The sequence below is a fragment of the Microbacterium sp. 71-23 genome, from assembly GCF_001897265.1.
Taxonomy (GTDB): Bacteria; Actinomycetota; Actinomycetes; order Actinomycetales; family Microbacteriaceae; genus Microbacterium; species Microbacterium ginsengisoli.
Map to the genome: position 1 here is coordinate 1 of NZ_MKSL01000036.1, position 14661 is coordinate 14661.

General features: G+C 69.8%; 25 protein-coding genes. 4 read left to right on the forward strand and 21 right to left on the reverse strand.

Annotated features, from left to right (window positions below; translation table 11 throughout):
- Positions 1 to 1219: 1219 nt before the first annotated feature.
- From BGO15_RS11630 to BGO15_RS11655, 6 genes are all read right to left on the reverse strand, one after another.
- Positions 1220 to 1495: a hypothetical protein gene (locus BGO15_RS11630; protein WP_156454833.1), complete on the reverse strand. Its 276-nt coding sequence runs from the start codon at positions 1493 to 1495 to the stop codon at positions 1220 to 1222.
- Positions 1496 to 1736: 241 nt separating this feature from the next.
- A complete protein-coding gene (locus BGO15_RS11635) occupies positions 1737 to 1976 on the reverse strand; it encodes a hypothetical protein (RefSeq protein ID WP_056207129.1) in 240 nt (79 codons plus the stop codon).
- Between the two features lie 103 nt (positions 1977 to 2079).
- Entirely contained in the window at positions 2080 to 2784 is a 705-nt protein-coding gene (locus BGO15_RS11640; RefSeq protein ID WP_056207131.1) for a hypothetical protein, read from the reverse strand.
- 193 nt (positions 2785 to 2977) lie between these two features.
- Positions 2978 to 3337 carry a DUF3310 domain-containing protein gene (locus BGO15_RS11645; RefSeq protein ID WP_082483049.1) on the reverse strand — a complete coding sequence of 120 codons (360 nt, stop codon included), beginning with the start codon at positions 3335 to 3337 and terminating at the stop codon, positions 2978 to 2980.
- Positions 3337 to 3774, reverse strand: coding sequence for a single-stranded DNA-binding protein (locus BGO15_RS11650; protein ID WP_056519997.1), 438 nt, complete (start codon positions 3772 to 3774; stop codon positions 3337 to 3339). The genes BGO15_RS11645 and BGO15_RS11650 overlap by 1 nt, the downstream gene beginning before the upstream one ends.
- Before the next feature lie 234 nt (positions 3775 to 4008).
- Positions 4009 to 4572, reverse strand: a complete 564-nt coding sequence (locus BGO15_RS11655; protein WP_056207135.1) for a hypothetical protein — start codon at positions 4570 to 4572, stop codon at positions 4009 to 4011.
- 370 nt (positions 4573 to 4942) lie between these two features.
- Between BGO15_RS11655 and BGO15_RS11660 the strand changes: the two genes are divergently transcribed.
- The gene (locus BGO15_RS11660) at positions 4943 to 5083 is read left to right on the forward strand and encodes a hypothetical protein (RefSeq protein ID WP_156454832.1); all 141 of its coding nucleotides are present in this window, start codon (positions 4943 to 4945) and stop codon (positions 5081 to 5083) included.
- A gap of 5 nt (positions 5084 to 5088) precedes the next feature.
- Here BGO15_RS11660 and BGO15_RS11665 read toward each other — a convergent pair whose 3' ends face one another.
- Both BGO15_RS11665 and BGO15_RS11670 read right to left on the reverse strand, forming a co-directional pair.
- Positions 5089 to 5385 (reverse strand): hypothetical protein, encoded by a 297-nt coding sequence (locus BGO15_RS11665; RefSeq protein WP_056207136.1) that lies wholly within the window; start codon positions 5383 to 5385, stop codon positions 5089 to 5091.
- Positions 5382 to 5534 (reverse strand): hypothetical protein, encoded by a 153-nt coding sequence (locus BGO15_RS11670; RefSeq protein ID WP_156454831.1) that lies wholly within the window; start codon positions 5532 to 5534, stop codon positions 5382 to 5384. Before BGO15_RS11670 ends, BGO15_RS11665 begins: the two co-directional genes overlap by 4 nt.
- A 63-nt stretch (positions 5535 to 5597) precedes the next feature.
- Here BGO15_RS11670 and BGO15_RS11675 point away from each other — a divergent pair, with 63 nt between their 5' ends.
- Positions 5598 to 5786 (forward strand): hypothetical protein, encoded by a 189-nt coding sequence (locus BGO15_RS11675; protein ID WP_056207138.1) that lies wholly within the window; start codon positions 5598 to 5600, stop codon positions 5784 to 5786.
- Between the two features lie 5 nt (positions 5787 to 5791).
- Here the strand turns inward: BGO15_RS11675 and BGO15_RS11680 are convergent, their stop codons facing one another.
- From BGO15_RS11680 to BGO15_RS11725, 10 genes are all read right to left on the reverse strand, one after another.
- Complete coding sequence (locus BGO15_RS11680; protein WP_056207140.1) at positions 5792 to 6187, reverse strand: HNH endonuclease; 396 nt, start codon at positions 6185 to 6187, stop codon at positions 5792 to 5794.
- Complete coding sequence (locus BGO15_RS11685) at positions 6184 to 6381, reverse strand: hypothetical protein (protein WP_056207142.1); 198 nt, start codon at positions 6379 to 6381, stop codon at positions 6184 to 6186. Before BGO15_RS11685 ends, BGO15_RS11680 begins: the two co-directional genes overlap by 4 nt.
- Positions 6378 to 6878, reverse strand: a complete 501-nt coding sequence (locus tag BGO15_RS11690) for a DUF2637 domain-containing protein (RefSeq protein WP_056207144.1) — start codon at positions 6876 to 6878, stop codon at positions 6378 to 6380. The genes BGO15_RS11685 and BGO15_RS11690 overlap by 4 nt, the downstream gene beginning before the upstream one ends.
- Positions 6875 to 7555 carry a hypothetical protein gene (locus BGO15_RS11695; RefSeq protein ID WP_056207146.1) on the reverse strand — a complete coding sequence of 227 codons (681 nt, stop codon included), beginning with the start codon at positions 7553 to 7555 and terminating at the stop codon, positions 6875 to 6877. The genes BGO15_RS11690 and BGO15_RS11695 overlap by 4 nt, the downstream gene beginning before the upstream one ends.
- Positions 7552 to 8406, reverse strand: coding sequence for a PD-(D/E)XK nuclease-like domain-containing protein (locus tag BGO15_RS11700; RefSeq protein WP_056207148.1), 855 nt, complete (start codon positions 8404 to 8406; stop codon positions 7552 to 7554). The genes BGO15_RS11695 and BGO15_RS11700 overlap by 4 nt, the downstream gene beginning before the upstream one ends.
- A gap of 276 nt (positions 8407 to 8682) precedes the next feature.
- The gene (locus tag BGO15_RS11705) at positions 8683 to 8994 is read right to left on the reverse strand and encodes a hypothetical protein (protein WP_056207150.1); all 312 of its coding nucleotides are present in this window, start codon (positions 8992 to 8994) and stop codon (positions 8683 to 8685) included.
- A complete protein-coding gene (locus BGO15_RS11710; RefSeq protein ID WP_056207152.1) occupies positions 8991 to 9200 on the reverse strand; it encodes a hypothetical protein in 210 nt (69 codons plus the stop codon). The genes BGO15_RS11705 and BGO15_RS11710 overlap by 4 nt, the downstream gene beginning before the upstream one ends.
- Positions 9197 to 9544: a hypothetical protein gene (locus BGO15_RS11715; RefSeq protein ID WP_056207154.1), complete on the reverse strand. Its 348-nt coding sequence runs from the start codon at positions 9542 to 9544 to the stop codon at positions 9197 to 9199. The genes BGO15_RS11710 and BGO15_RS11715 overlap by 4 nt, the downstream gene beginning before the upstream one ends.
- A gap of 31 nt (positions 9545 to 9575) precedes the next feature.
- Complete coding sequence (locus tag BGO15_RS11720) at positions 9576 to 9719, reverse strand: hypothetical protein (protein ID WP_162237870.1); 144 nt, start codon at positions 9717 to 9719, stop codon at positions 9576 to 9578.
- A gap of 17 nt (positions 9720 to 9736) precedes the next feature.
- Entirely contained in the window at positions 9737 to 10003 is a 267-nt protein-coding gene (locus BGO15_RS11725; RefSeq protein WP_056207156.1) for a helix-turn-helix domain-containing protein, read from the reverse strand.
- A 93-nt stretch (positions 10004 to 10096) separates the two neighbouring features.
- Here BGO15_RS11725 and BGO15_RS11730 point away from each other — a divergent pair, with 93 nt between their 5' ends.
- On the forward strand, positions 10097 to 10348 hold the full coding sequence (locus tag BGO15_RS11730) for a helix-turn-helix domain-containing protein (protein ID WP_056207158.1): 252 nt from the start codon (positions 10097 to 10099) through the stop codon (positions 10346 to 10348).
- A gap of 190 nt (positions 10349 to 10538) precedes the next feature.
- Entirely contained in the window at positions 10539 to 11927 is a 1389-nt protein-coding gene (locus BGO15_RS11735) for a recombinase family protein (protein WP_268768918.1), read from the forward strand.
- Between the two features lie 170 nt (positions 11928 to 12097).
- Here the strand turns inward: BGO15_RS11735 and BGO15_RS11740 are convergent, their stop codons facing one another.
- Genes BGO15_RS11740 through BGO15_RS11750 form a run of 3 tightly spaced genes read right to left on the reverse strand, consistent with a single transcriptional unit; the run spans position 12098 to position 14423 of the window.
- Positions 12098 to 13024, reverse strand: coding sequence for a type II secretion system F family protein (locus BGO15_RS11740; protein WP_056207162.1), 927 nt, complete (start codon positions 13022 to 13024; stop codon positions 12098 to 12100).
- Positions 13021 to 13884 (reverse strand): type II secretion system F family protein, encoded by an 864-nt coding sequence (locus BGO15_RS11745; RefSeq protein WP_056207164.1) that lies wholly within the window; start codon positions 13882 to 13884, stop codon positions 13021 to 13023. The genes BGO15_RS11740 and BGO15_RS11745 overlap by 4 nt, the downstream gene beginning before the upstream one ends.
- Entirely contained in the window at positions 13881 to 14423 is a 543-nt protein-coding gene (locus tag BGO15_RS11750; protein ID WP_082483050.1) for a CpaF/VirB11 family protein, read from the reverse strand. Before BGO15_RS11750 ends, BGO15_RS11745 begins: the two co-directional genes overlap by 4 nt.
- Between the last annotated feature and the right edge of the window lie 238 nt (positions 14424 to 14661).

Here is a 14661-nt window from a genome sequence, read left to right on the forward strand (position 1 = left end):
ACAGGACGACTCTCATAACGACTGGACCTACGAAACGGGGTCAGCCCACAGCAGACGGCATAGCGGCGACGTCTCTATGCCCGAGAAATCAGGGTGGAGTGCGAGAATCGCGCGAGCACAGCGCACAGCGTGATGGGCGTGCGCAAGGATCGCCAGCGCCCTATCCACACCAACATCGGCACGGTAGGTGACGCTCTCGTGCTCGGACTCTTCCCAGAGTCGACATAGCGCCTCTATCTGGACACGCACAAGTTCCGTATCCCGGAGCGGCTCATCCGGGTTGCTCGAGTGACGGGAAGTGTCATCGCTCACGGCGAGATCATCCCACGATGCTCGCACCCTCAAGTGGCTTACGACTCGAGAGGCGCTCAAGGCTAGGCCGCGGCTCCCGCGAACACGCCCCAGGCGCGAGAGACGCCACCCGACCCGGCGTAGATGTCGGTGAACTCGTCCTGGGGCTCTGCACCGAGGAGATCGAACATCCACCGACAGAACACGGCCGGCTTCGCCCCGATCACCCGGCCCGGATCGGTCGTCCGCGCGCCCGGCCGGTACGTGAGGACACCCACGCGTCGCGAGGATCCCGACGACGCGTCGTCCGCGGCCGATCCCGACGCGTCGCGTCGCGCGGCCGCGTCACGCGACGCGTCGAGGTCACCGGCCAGCACGACGCGTACGCCGGCAGCATGCGACGCGTCGGCTCGAGTCGCGCGCGACGCGTCGCCGCGGACCTGCGCGACGCGTCCACCTGGTCGCCGCGACGCCTTCTCACCCGCCGCGGTGTACCGCGACGCGTCCCGGCGCCCACCCCAGTAGATCACCGGCTCCCACGCATTCAACGGCCCCGCACTGCGCGCCGGCCGCTCACCACGCACCCACACGGCGACACGGCTCCCCGGCGGGCACAGCGCAAGCACATCTTGTAGCGATCGAGCGGACGTCGACAATGCCCAGCCGTCAAACTCCCCCAGCTTCGCGATCAGCGCCGCGTGGTCGACCTCGCCGGCGAAGTCAGGATGCTTCCCGTAGTACCTCCGCGACAGCCCCGGATACCGCGGATCGGCATACGCGAGCCGCAAGACGTCGCGACCGACGTGAGGCGCGACGCCTACCCCCGACGTGAACCGATGCCGCGCCTGCCGACACCGCACCGAGCAGCACGCCGCATCGCGGCGAACACGCTCCGGGATCGGCCCCCGACACCATGCGCACTCGCGCGTCACGATGACGGATCGGCCGAATCGGCTGGCGTCCCCCATGCGACGTGCGCACTCGGGTAGACGTTGAAGTGCTGGTCGTAATCGGGATGCCGCTCGTAGCCGTCACTCTCGTGGCGCGCCTCCCATGCGTCGTCTCCGATGCGGACCCAGCGGACACCATTCGCCCAATCCCACGTCTGCCCGATACGGCGAGGTAGAGCTTCAATAGCGCGTAGTGACTCCTGCGCCTCGGCCAGCCTGCGCCGGGCGTCTCGCAGTTCTTTGCGGTTGCTCACGATGCGCTCCCATCCGTGTGGTCGGGTGACGGATCGGTCGAACTGGTGCTCAGGCACGAAGGGCATGTGTCCATCGGGTGAGGCATCTGGTAGCGCCATCCGGCACCCTCGACGGTCGCCCGCTGATCCGGCTTCGGCGCGTTCGGGAATGGTCCAAGAAACTTCGCGCGGCACACGTCGCACTCCACGAACCAGACTTGCTTTTGCGGCGCACCCTTCGGGAGCTTGTAGGCCAGGAACGTCATTGCTCAGACTCCAGACCGGTCGGTTCGGTGTCTTCGTCGTCATCCCAGATCGCGCCGCGACCCTGGCACTCGTCCCAGGTGATCACGCCACCCTCCCACTCGGCCCAGTTGCGGTCGGTGCACTCCTGGCACACCTCGTAGATGCCGGTCGAGGGGCAGGGTCGCTCCTCGTGCGCGCAGTCGCCCATCGCGCACTCGTACTCGACCGTCTCCATGTCCTTGCGCGTGTGGGTCACGATGCGCTCCCATCTGTGTGGTCGGGTGACGCGGTGCAGGTGAACGTCGGCTGACTCTCCGCGTCGGTGGTCATGTAGTGGTGGTGCATCGCCTCTCCCCTCGTCATGCGGCTTCCGCCGTCGGCTCGGACAGGCCGCGTCCGGCCCGTTCCTTCATCTGTTCGCGCACGGCGATCACGGTCGCGCGCCGGTAGATCGTCGTCCGCTTGCCCGCGGTCCAGATCGCACCCTCGGGAGCGATCTCTCCCGCCTTCTCCCACCGCTGCAACGTGCGGAGCGACCCGGCGAGCTGCGCCGCCTGGTCGCGCACGATCAGCGACTCCGCCCCCCACTCCGTGACCGGCGACGCCGTGTCCTCGTCGTACTCGGGCACCGGCCTGAGGGCGGGTGACGGGCTCGCGACGACGAGCGTCGGCCGTTCACGTCGCACGACACCCCAGCGGGCGTGAGCGTCAGCGACCGACCACGCGTCCCGCACGCCGTCGCCGTCGGGCTCGTGCCGATCCAGCACTTGACCGGCCAACGCGAGCACCCATGCGTGGTCGTTCAGCAGCCCCGTGTCGAGGTCGTGGAGGATGACGTTCGCGCCGTACCGGGCCTGCTCGAACGCTTCCGCGGCATCCGACGATGTCACGAGGAACAGTCGCTCGAGCGCCACGATCGCGTCCAGAAGGTCGGCCGGCACGGGCGCGGGCGCCTCGGTCGACGTCGACCCACCACGCTGCGCCGCGTCCTCGTACACCAGCGCCGACCGCGGATCCGCGAGCGACCGCAACCGGCCGAGCAGATCCGGGCCGTCGACCAGCATCCGGCGGAAGCCTCGAGCGCACCGATCGCACACCGCCGACTCCGCGGCCGTCGGCGCCCCCGCACACCCGGTGCACTCCCGCGGCGCGCCCGGCAACGCGAGCCGCTCCGCGATCGACGCGTCGTCCACGCCGTACCACGGGCACGCCCCGTAGTGCGCGCCGCGCGTCTTGCACCCGCGCACGCACTCACGCTCAGACGTCAACGGCACCCCCGAAGCGCTCCTGGATCCGCGACGCGATGAGCCCGTTACCGATCAGGCCCGTTCCGTGCCCGCCGCGCAGCCAATCGGCGATCTCCGCGACGACTTCCGCCCGAGCATCCGCCTCGACGGCGTCACGGATCCGCTTGCCACCGAGCCGCCCGATCTCACGATCGACGTACCACCGCGCCTTCTCGAGATCCTCGATCTCCCGGGCGGGATCCTTCGCCCCCGCGCGGGCGAGGTACTTCACCGCGTTGCCCCGGTTGAAGTTCATCTGCTCCGTGAGGTCGATCACCTCGAGCCCCCGATACTGCGTGTAGTGCGCGGGTCTATTCACGGCGTCCGACATCAGAACGGCACCTCCTCAGACGGCGCCGCCCACACGTCATCGGCCGGCCCCTGGGCCGGCGCCTGCGTGTTCGACCGTGCCCGCACGACCGTCGCCGTCGCGTACCGCAGCGAGGGTCCGATCTCGTCGACCTCAAGCTCGAGCGACGTCCGCGGATTGCCGTCGGCGTCCTGGTACGACCGCTGCCGCAGCCGACCGGTCACGATCACCCGCGACCCCTTCGTCAGCGACGCGGCGACGTGCTGCCCCAACTCCCGCCAGGCAGTCGCCCGGAGGAACAGAGCCTCGCCGTCCTTCCACTCGCCCGACTGCCGATCGAGCTGCCGCGGCGTCGCCGCCACCGTGAACCCCGCGACCGGGATCCCGCTCTGCGTGAACCGCAGATCCGGGTCCGCCGTCAGATTTCCCACCACCGTCAGAACCGTCTCGCCTGCCATGTCCTACCCCTCTCTCGTTGCCTCATACAGCCGGACGACGCTCTCCGCGTTCGCCCGGTTCGATCTCTCCACCGCGGCCTGGAAGGCCTGCACTCCCTCGACGGAGCGGAACTGGAGCCCGTGTTTCGCCAGCTCGTCCAGCACCCGCCGGTCGGCCCGCTCGTGCTCGACCCTGCGGCGCGCCAGCGCCCGCTCAACGGCCCCCAACTGGGCACGGCTCGCCGCGCGCACGACTCACCCCCGCCGCCGCTCCTGGTTGAAGAAGTCGTGAGCGCGGCGCGCGTCCCCGCAGTGACGGCACGGCGCGCCACCCGTACCCGCAGGTTGGTGGACCCGACAGAACGGAGACGGCGGCAGTCCAGCGGGACGCGAGCCGGATCCCCCGGACTCCCCCCACTCGCCCCCTTCCCCCTCTCCCCCCCATGCCGAGCGGTCCTCTAGCGGGTCGCCAGCGGCCCGCTGGAACAGTTCTGGCGGCGGTGCAGGATGACGCGACCGCTTCGGGTGCGACACCGCCGGCCACTCCCTGACCTGGTAGTAGGTCCGACCGCCCGCCGCGTAGATCCCGACATAGCCGAGGTCGTCGAGCAGTAGAAGGTGCTCGATCAGGTCGTCTGTCGACAGCGGGTCGCCCGGCCACAGCGACGGACGCAGCATCCAGTCCGTCGTCGTCTCCCGACCCTCGTCGTCGGCGTGCATCCTCAGACCGATCGCCGTCCACTTCACGGCCAGCGGCAGCGCTATCAGATCCTCGTCGAGCCAGAGATCGGGCGGGATCGCCCTCTGCTTGCCGATCATGCGCCCGCATCCCTTCCACTACCGCGGACACCGCCGCCTCGATCTCATGCAGTGACACCGCGAAGCACTCCGTGAACCCCCGACCGCCGGGCAGCAGCGACCGCGCCGCCTCCTCCGACGCGAACGCGCGCGGGAACCGCGCCGCGAGCGCGTCGAGAATGAACCGCTCCTCGGCGCGGGGCCGGTCACGATCCAAGATCACAACCACGCCGCCCGTCCGACACAGCGCCGCCAGCCGCGCGTGCGACCTCGTCACGCCGACCTTCAGCACGCCCTGCCGAGGCCAGAACACGACGTATCCCCACACCTCGGATCGCGGGGCAGCCGACAGTCCGTCTCGCGGTTCAAAGTTGCCGCAGGGGCTGTAGGTGTGACCACATTTCAGCCCCGCCCAGCCCTCGTTTGCGTTCTCGCCCGCGTGCTCGACCTCGACGCCGCACGCGTCGCCGGCACGCTCTACTCCGCAGGTCAGATCGCGGCGACCCTCGGTCGCGCGTTCGGCATGTGGTGACCGGGTCAAGCCGCCCACCGCTCCGCCTCGCGATCTCGCATCCACTGCCGCTCGAACGCCTCGTACGTCACCCGCGGGTGCCGCTCCCAGTGCTCGAGCAACTCCTCCGACGCGTACGCGCTCGCCCGCACGAGCGGACCCATGAACAGCGAGATCGAGGTGACGCCCTTCCGCCGCCCGCGCTCGTTGAGAAGGCGATCGTTCGTCGCTTCCGCCGCCCGTTCGTACGCCGCGTTCAGCAGCAGCTCGTACTCCGCGCGGCACTCCCGCCACTCGCTGAACGCCGCCGACAGTATGCTCACGCGGCATCCCTCGCCACCTCCGACCGCCGGGCGACGATCGCTGGCACCCGCCGTCGCGCAAGCACCTGCGACGCCGCATCGTCGAACGAGCAGAACGATGCCCGCGCGGAACCGATCACGTCGTGGATCGCGATTGCGAGGCTGAACACGGCCGCGAAGAGTTCACCGGAGTGAGGTCCGAATGCTCGGGTGTGGACGGTAGCCTTTGCCGCATGAACGCCACCAAGACTCACCGCGGCGAGGTCATGCGACTCGTCTGCCCGCCGGATCTCCGCACCCACTCCGCCGATCTCTACATCTGGCGCGGCCCGTCCGGAGACCTCGCGGTGACCGACGACGAGGCTGCGCATTTCGGCGTCGTGCCTTATCGCGCCCTCCTCGTGAACCCTGTCGAAGACTGACTCGCTCACGCCGCGACCGCCTGCGGCTCGTCGGGCGTCGCCGACTCCCACCCGCCCGCGTTCGTGAGGAACACGGGACCGAGCAACGCGTGCACGATGCGGGCGGCGTGAGGCCGAACCACGCCGAGGGCGGACACGATGAACCCCGCGGCAGTCGCCTCGGCGTGGTCGCTCTCGACCGCGACATGACATGCGGTGCACAGCAGCACGCCGTTCGACGGCAGGTTCACCCACCACCGCTTGCGGCCCGCGCCGCCACGACCGCGCGGCTCCCGATGATGGATCGCCCAGTCATCCCCGCGGCGCTCCCGCACGAGCCCGAGCCCGCAGCGGGCGCAGCACCCGCGGTCGCGCTCCCATATCTGGCTCACGACGAGCGGCGTGAATCCGGTGTCTCTCACTTCGCCTCCCGGCAGTTGGTGCAGTAGTCGCGACGGTTGTCGCGGGTGCCGACGAGCCAGCCGGCCTTCTCGGCGGCTGCGCGCGTCGCGTTGACGGAGACGTGCCGTCTCGTGAACCGGGCCGCGCAGCCGTCGCAGACGATCACGGCGCGACCCGCCTCGGTCGGTCGACCCGACGACTGGTGTGCGGTCACGTTGCCGGCTTGCGGCGCGGTTTCGGCTTGGCGGGCGCCGGACGCGGCGCCCGGGTGACGACGAGCCACAGCACTTCGGTCATGGCGAGGATCAGCCACGGTGCAAGCGCGTTCGTCACGCCGCCGACGACGGCCGAGACGCTCGAGAACCCGGCGAGATCCACGGTGTGAGCGAGGTTCGCCAGGGAGCTGTACGCCGTCAACGCGATGATGCCCGCGAGCATCCCCCGCGCCCGCACACCGCGCTTACGGAGCGCGCCGCGCGCGCACGTCAGCACCACGAGGGGAACGTCGATCATGAGCGGCGTCAGCCACCGCAGCGACTCCGGCAGCTCCTGCCACGACGCGACGAACGCGAGCCCGTTCCATGACGTCATGACGGCCGCGATCAGGGTGACGAGCACGCCCGCCACGATCAGCCGGTGCATCACGATGTGGTCGGGATTGATCGTCTCCGCCGAGCCCGTGCGGTGCTTCACCCGCGGTCGTGTGGTCATGCGTTGTGCCCACGATTCGAGCCTCGGTCGCGGCGCCCACGGGACGCCGCCTTGCGCTTGGATCCCGGCTTCACGGGGAGCGCGTCGAGACGCAGCTCGGTGCGGGGCGCGTGCGGCACCGCGACCGGTGCCGGGCGCGGTGCGCTCGGGCGCGTCCGGGGCCGCGGTTCGGCTGCCGGTATCGGCGGGCCGCTCGGGCGCCAGTCGTGCTGCGGGGCGGGCGCGACGGCCTCGGGCGTGACCGCCTCGGGCGCGTCCGGCTCGACGTCGTCGGCCTGCCGGTGATCGCCGATCACGTCGCGGTACGCGCGACGCAGCGCCGCACGGATCCCCGACGCCCCGAAGAACGTCATTGGCCGCGCCCGCCACAGCTCCTGCCACACGGGGTCGACCGGCAGGGACTCCTGCCAGGCGCGATACACCTGCGTCTGGATTCCGTTGCGCCACACCGTGACGCGCACGAGCTGAGGCGGCTCATCGCCCAGCCACCACGGCGCCCAGTCGATCGACGCGTCGGGCGACGCGAACTCGGGCGGGTCGATACGAACCATCGCGCCCGTCGACATCGCCAGGCGCTCGTACTCCGCGAGCGTCTCGCGCACGTCGTCCTCGGTCGGTGCCGGCTCGGGCCGATGGATGCGCGACGGCTTCGCGTCGGTCGGGATCTCGATGCTCATTTCTCAAGTGCCTCCGTGTCGATGTGGTCGTAGATCGCCCATTGCGGCGGGCGCGCGATCTGGATCTCGTCCGGGTATCCCGGCCAGATGCCGTCCTGGATGCCGCGGGCGAACAGGTGTCGGGCGCGACGCGCGCGGGCGGCGCCGATCTCCCGGTAGTCCTCGTTCAGCACGAACACGCCCACCAGATAGGGCGGCTCCTTCTCGACCGCGATGAACGCGAACGCGTCGATGTGCTCGCCGACGAACCGCAGCGTGTCCTCGTAGTGCGCGCCCTGGACGTGGTAGCCGTGATCGGCGACGGTCTTCGCGAACTTCACCGGGGACGCTTCGCCGTGCAGCGTCTTGAGGTCGACGCCCACGCGCCGCCCGGATCCGCGCCCGAGGAAGTCGAACCGCGCGCGCGTCTCGACACCCGTCTCCGGGTCGACGCCGAACACGGATGCCTCGGCCGCGCCGTCCTGCTCGAGCAGGATCCGCGCCGACGGGTGCGCGAGAACGGCCTCGCTCATCGCGGTGACCTCGTCGAACTCGGCCTGCTTGATCGGCACCTGACCGTTCGCGCGCGCTTCCTCGATGAACGCCTTCGCCTTCGCGGTCGATGCGGCACCGTTCACCGCGAGCACGCTGTCGGGAATCGCGACGATCTCCCACCCCGTGCCGAGCACGCGCGAGTGAGCCGCGGTCCCGACGTCGAAGGCCTTCTTGTGCACCCTCGGCGCCGACCTCGCGAAGAGGAACTTCGCAGGCGCGATGAGAAGCTGCCGCGCCCCGGTCGACGAGAGCGCCGGGTGTGCGTGGTACTCGTCCTCGGGGAGCCCGAGAACAACACCACTCAATGACTCCGTCATGACTGCCTTCCCAGTAGGTCGCGGACGACGATCGCCGCAAGGATCTCTGCACCCGACACCAGCCCGAGCCCTCCGGCCGGTCGACGGGTCCGCCGCTTCGGCGGCTTACTGAACGGGGCTCCTGCCCGCTTGCGCGCCTTGCGCGCTGCGGTGCTCACGGCGCCTCCGCCGGCTCGAGCCGCGCGCCCGGGCCGTCACACGACCGGCACCACCACGCCGCCACCTTCGCTCCGGCGGCGCACCCGAACACCCGCTCGCGCGGGCACAGGTGGCACGTCATCCGTCGCGCTCGTCGCTCGTGTACTCGCAGACGACGCACCCGAACCGGCGGGTGAGCGTCGAGTAGCTCCGCTCCGGCCACCCGCAGTGAGGGCACACCGCGTCGACCGCGATCCGGTCGCCGTCGGCGCCGAGCGCCGGGTCACCGACGATGCGCTCGGGCTCCCACTCCGCGGCGGCACGGTCGGCTCCGCCGAGCGCCTTCCACGTCTCGAAGTGCAGAGCGAACCGCCCCCAGAACGCGAGGTGCTCCGCGTACGCGTCCCGCACCCGCCACGCATACGCGACATCGACCTCGAGGGCGCTCACCCTTCCACCTCCGCGAGGCGCTCCGTCACGTCGACCGGGCGCCGCAGCTCCCGGGTGTCCGTGTGCCGCTCCTCGCGACGAATGGCCTTGTCCGACCTCTCCACCCGCGCGAGCCGCTCCGCGCGGTCCTGGCGCCAGCGAGAGCCTTCCTCGGCCCGACGCGCGACGACGCCAGGGAACCGAACCGTGCGCATCGTGTCAGTCACGGGGTCACGTCCTCATCGCCCGGGAACCCGATCACGCCGAGGCGCCCGAGCACCGCGAGCACGAGGTCATACGCCTCCGCCCGCGTCAGCCACATGACCTCGCCGTCACGCTCGAGCGACACGACACGCTCCCCCGCGACCGTGGACGTGTCGACGACCATCTCGGCGCCCGAGAAGCGCACCGAGACGTGCGTCGCGTCGATCGTCGGCTGCCCGTTCACGACCGTCACACGGTGCCGATCCGAGTGACCGGTGACGGTCAGGTCAGCGTCGAAGATCGACTCGCGATTCAGGTAGCCGATACCCGCCTGGGTAGTGCTCTGAGTGGTGCTGAGATCCGTCATGATGTGCCCTTTCGATTCGGATCGGTGCCGCCTACGCGGCGATGGATTCGGGATCGCCGTCGCGCGCTTCCAATTCCGCAAGCGCGTCACGCTCGGCGAGTCGCCGGAGGATCTGCGCTGCGAGCGCGCCGAACCGCTCCCAGGCCGCTTCGGACGGCTCGGAGCCGGTGCGCACGCAAGCGCGCGCCAACGTCAGGCCGCAATCGCAGCGACGTCGTCGGCCGCAGCCACGACCGGCATGAGAAGGTCGGCCGGGTCGACACCGAGCGCGAGTGCGATTGCGATGACTTCGGCGACTGTGAAGGCGTTCCCGCCGCGAAGCTTCCGGCGGAACGTCGTGAGCGGAATGCCAGCGCGCTCGGCAACCCATTTCTGGGAGCGGTCAGCGCGCACGATTGCGGCGGCGATGATCTCGGCGACGGTCGTCGCCTGATTGCTGCCGAGGGTGCGTGTGGTCATATGGCCACAGTAGAGGCCATTCGGCAATGCGTCAAGGCGCGAATGTTGCCGATCACGCTATGTTTGTTGTCGTAGTGGTGCTATTGTGGCCGCATGACCACAGATGAAGCGAGCGATTGGGCGGCGGCTGTCGCCGTCCAACTACGTGCAGAACTGGCCGCGTCCCCCCTCACCGCGATCCAACTGGCCGCGCAGGTCGGCATCGACCGAGCGACACTGAGCAAGTACCTAAACGGTCATCGCGACATTCCGATCCCCGTCTTCCTCGACATCGTGCGCGAGCTGAACCTCGACGCCGGCCGCGTTATCGACGACGCGAAGCGTCGCCGCGACCGCAGCCAGTAGCACCGAAGGCGTGAGGCCAAGCCTCACCGCGTGTACCAACAACTCTCCGACCGTGGCAATGTGCACGGCACTCCCCCTCCATTCGCCGCGCACACCGCGACGTAGATCGGTAAGGTGAGCCACCAACGTGAACGCGAAGCGACACGCCAGCGTCAGTCCGTCAACTAACAGCCAACGTGCAATTGCACTCGTGCGAGTCTCACGCGAACGCGAGGGAATGACCTCGCCCGAGATCCAGCGTCATGCGATCGAAGCCTTCGCCACCCAAAGCGGCTACACCATCGTCGACTGGGTCGAAGGCATCGACGAGTCAGGATCCCGAGCGCGCTCCGCTTGGTGGCCACGACTCGAGCAATCCATCGACCGTCTCGCAAGCGGCGAGTTTCAGACCATCATCGTCTGGAAGTTCTCACGCACCGCCCGCAATCGCTTGCGTTGGGCGGTCGCCCTCGATCGAGTCGACACGCTGGGCGGCTCGATCGTATCGGCGACCGAGCCGATCGAATCCCGCACCGCATCCGGCAAGTTCGCCCGAGGCCTACTTGGCGAGGTCAACGCATATCAGGCCGACCTCATCGGCGAAACGTGGCGCGACACGCACGCTCGCCGCGTCCGCGACGGGCTCCCGGCAAATGGCAAGCCGCGGTTCGGCTACGTCTACGACCGCAGCGCCGGCTTCACGCACGACCCGACAACGGCGCCAGTCCTTCACGAGGCATATCTCCGGTACACCGCTGGCGAATCCATCTATGCGCTGGTCGCATGGCTCAACGCCGGGTCGACGCGTCCGGTCGACGGATATGGTCGCAAGGGTGACGGCCTCTGGTCGGATCGCACCCTACGGCGAGTGCTCGACTCTGGCTTCGCTGCGGGATTGATCATCGCGAACGGACAGCGACACCCGGGGGCACACCGGCCGCTCATCACCCAGGCCGAGTGGGATGCCTACCTCGAGGCTCGCGAGCGGCGGCGCACATACCGACGCGGCGAGCGATCGGAGTACCTACTCTCCGGCCTCGTATGGTGCGCCTGCGGGTCAAAGATGAACGCAGGGCAGTTCGGACGCGCCCACACTCCGAAGTTCCGCTGCAAGGCCGCACACGAGAAGCGCACCCACGCCGGCGGCTACGTGAGCGAGTCTGTACTCATTGATGCGGTGCGCTCGTGGCTCCATGAGCGCGAGGTCAAGGTGCGCGAAGCCGCCGCGGCAGGGATCGCTGCGCTGCCGCCGCACATTTCCTCTGACCCGCGCGCCGAACTCTCGAGACGAGTCACGCGCGCGACGGAGAAGCTCATCCAGTTGGCAGACCAACGAATCGAACTGGATCTACCACTCGACGTCTATGCATCCCTGCGCGACCGTTACGAGGCGTCGCGGCGGGCCGCGGAGGCTGAGCTTCGCACAATCCGTGTCAGGTCTGGGGCACCCTTGCGCATCCTCCCTGTGCTGCTCGAACGTTGGGAGGACATCGAAGTAGCGGAGAAGCGAGAGCTGCTCCGCGCGATCATCGCGCGAGTCGAGGTCACGCCGAAGCGACCGATCTCCGATGTCGAGGTGTTCGGCCACGAAGACGGGTGAGAATCGGGACTATTCACGAGGGTGATCAGCACCCATCCGGGCACGTCGCCCGTGTCGTCGTGAACGGCACCCGCCCAGGCCGCCCGCAGGCGGCGCCACATGCGCGTCATCTCTCTCACTCCTTCCGCGCGGATCCCACATCCGCGCGTCATCGACCGTGGAGGGCACGGTCACCCCATTCCGAACCGGAGCATGACGATGCCCGGAAAGATCGCGAACAGCACCGACAGCGGCAGGATCACGAAGACGAGTGGCAGCAGCATCGCGATCTCCTTGCGGCCGGCGGCCTCGAGCAGCGATCGCTTGGCATCCTCGCGGGCGTCGCCGGCTTGAGCCTCCAGCACTCCCGCGAGCGGTGTGCCGCGGTCGAGCGCCGACGTCAGCTGATCGACGGCGCGCGACAGAGCGGGCACCGCCACGTCGCGTGACAGCTCGCGCAGAGCGGCGGCCAGGGGCATCCCGGATGCCACGGCCACCACCACGCGCCCGAACTCGGCCGTCAGCTCGCCCGAGCCGACCGCACTCACCCGGCGAAGCGCATCGAGCAGGCTCTCTCCTGCGGAAAGGCAGAGTGCGAGGAACTCCAGCACCGTCGGAAGCTCCTCCCGGATGCGGTGCTGGCGGCGCCGTGCCGCCGTCGTCAGAGTGACATCGCACAGCACCGCGCCGGCGGCAGCCGTCAGCACCGGGAGCACCACCAGCAGAGCCGTGCCGGAGCGGGCGATGACGATCCCCACCGCGACAGCGGCGCCGACGCCGGCCCCCGCGAGCGCCCAGCCGAGTTGGCGGGCACGGAAACGCGCGACATCGATCTCCCATCGCGCGGCGGCCAGGCGCGCGGCGACAGCCTCACCGCCTCCCAGTGCCCCGACGACCCGTGCCCGCCACACCGTCCACGAGTTCCCGAGCGTCGCCACCGGGTCAAGCGGTGTGAGCCCGCGAGGATCTGCGACGTGGCGCACGTACGGCTGGATGCGATCGGCGAGACGCGGTGCGCCCCATTGCGGCACCGTCGCGAACATCAGCAGAACGCCGGCGGAGAATGCCCCGCCGAGCAGCACGGACACGGCCATGGTCGGGAGCAACGCGGCGGTCATCCGAACCACCGCCGCGGCTCCGGGAGACGCCCGAGCCGAGACATCAGCCAGAACGCGAGCACCGAGGCCGCAGCGCCGAATACGACGAGGGCCATCCCGCCGGGCGACGCGTACGCCGCCGCCCCTTCGGCGCGGAGCGACAGCAGCACGAGGATCACCCACGGCGCCGAGACGCCCAGCACCGCTGCCGCCCGCACCCAGGACTGCCTCGCCTCGGCTTCGGCTCGCGCCGCAGCGTCGGCGCGGATCGACTGCGAGAGCGCCTGCAGCACCGGCACAAGCTCGGTGCCACCGACCTGTCGGGCCATGCGCAAGGCCTCGACCAGGCGATCGGCGACAGGGTCGGAGAGGGCGGCCTTGAGACGGGCCATCGCACTGTCGAAGTGACCGGATGCCGCGACATCCCGTGCATACGACGCGAAAGCCCCGCGCAGCGCGGCCGGCGCGGATGCGGCGAGCGCGGCGACGGCGTCAGGGAGCGCGACTCCTGCGCGCACGGAGGCGACGAGCAGATCGCAGACGTCGGGCCACAGCGCCCGGCGGGCGCGCACCAGGCCCCGGGCGCGCGACCGGAGCCACACGAACGGCGCACCCGCCGCGGCGAGCGCCGCCACCGCCGCCACCACCGGCACTCCCGTCAGGAGCAGCGCCGCCGACGCGGCGACGGCGGCGAGCGCGAGCGCCGACAACACGACAGCACGGCGCCGACGCGCGGCGAACCCCGCCTCGGCGAGAAGACGGTCGAGCGCCGGAGCCGACAGCGGTCGCGTCGGTCGCGCCGACGACGTGTGGGGCCAGAGCCACGGCGATACGACGAGCAGCGCGCCCGCGCCGAGCAGGAGGCCGAGAAGAATGCTCATGCCGTCCTCCCCGTCGGCATGAACCCTGCCGCCACGGGGCGCACCTCGATCACGCCGTCGACCACCCGGCCCGTCGGCGCGACGATCTCCGCGACGCGGCGCGTGCCGGCGGCATCCTGCCGGCAGTGCACGACGAGGTCGACGGAGCTCGCGATCGCGGGCAGCAGGAAGTCCCGGTCGATGTTGCGGCCGGCCAGCAGCGGGAGCGCGGCGAGCTTCACGAGCGCGTCGCGCGCCGAGTTCGCGTGGATCGTCGCCGCCGCCGGCACGCCCGTGTTGAGGGCGAGCACGAGGTCGAGGGCCTCGGCGTCGCGCACCTCGCCGATGACGAGCCGGTCGGGGCGCATGCGCAGCGCCTCTTTCACGAGCCGCCGCAGCGTGACCTCTCCCCCGCCTTCGAGACTCGGCTGGCGGCTCTGCATCGCCACGAGGTCGGGCATCTCGGCGGCGAGCTCGAACGTCTCCTCCACCGTGACGATGCGCTGATGCGGCGCGCACGCGGCGATCAGCGCCCCGAGGAGCGTCGTCTTCGCTGCAATCCCCCTACATTTTCATCCGTATAACTGACCCCTGACCGGGAATTTGTTGAGTCCGAGGGCCACCGACTGCTATTCGAAAAGTGTCTTGACAGATGTGACGCCAGTAAGCGGCCCTCAGCACCTCGCGGAGGCGCTCAGGCCGTACGTCTCCGCCAAGTGCGAGCAGGGTGGGTCTGCCGACTTGTGACGAGTCGCACGAATGGTTCGCGTTCGCTGAGGCGAAACTGTGAGGTACACA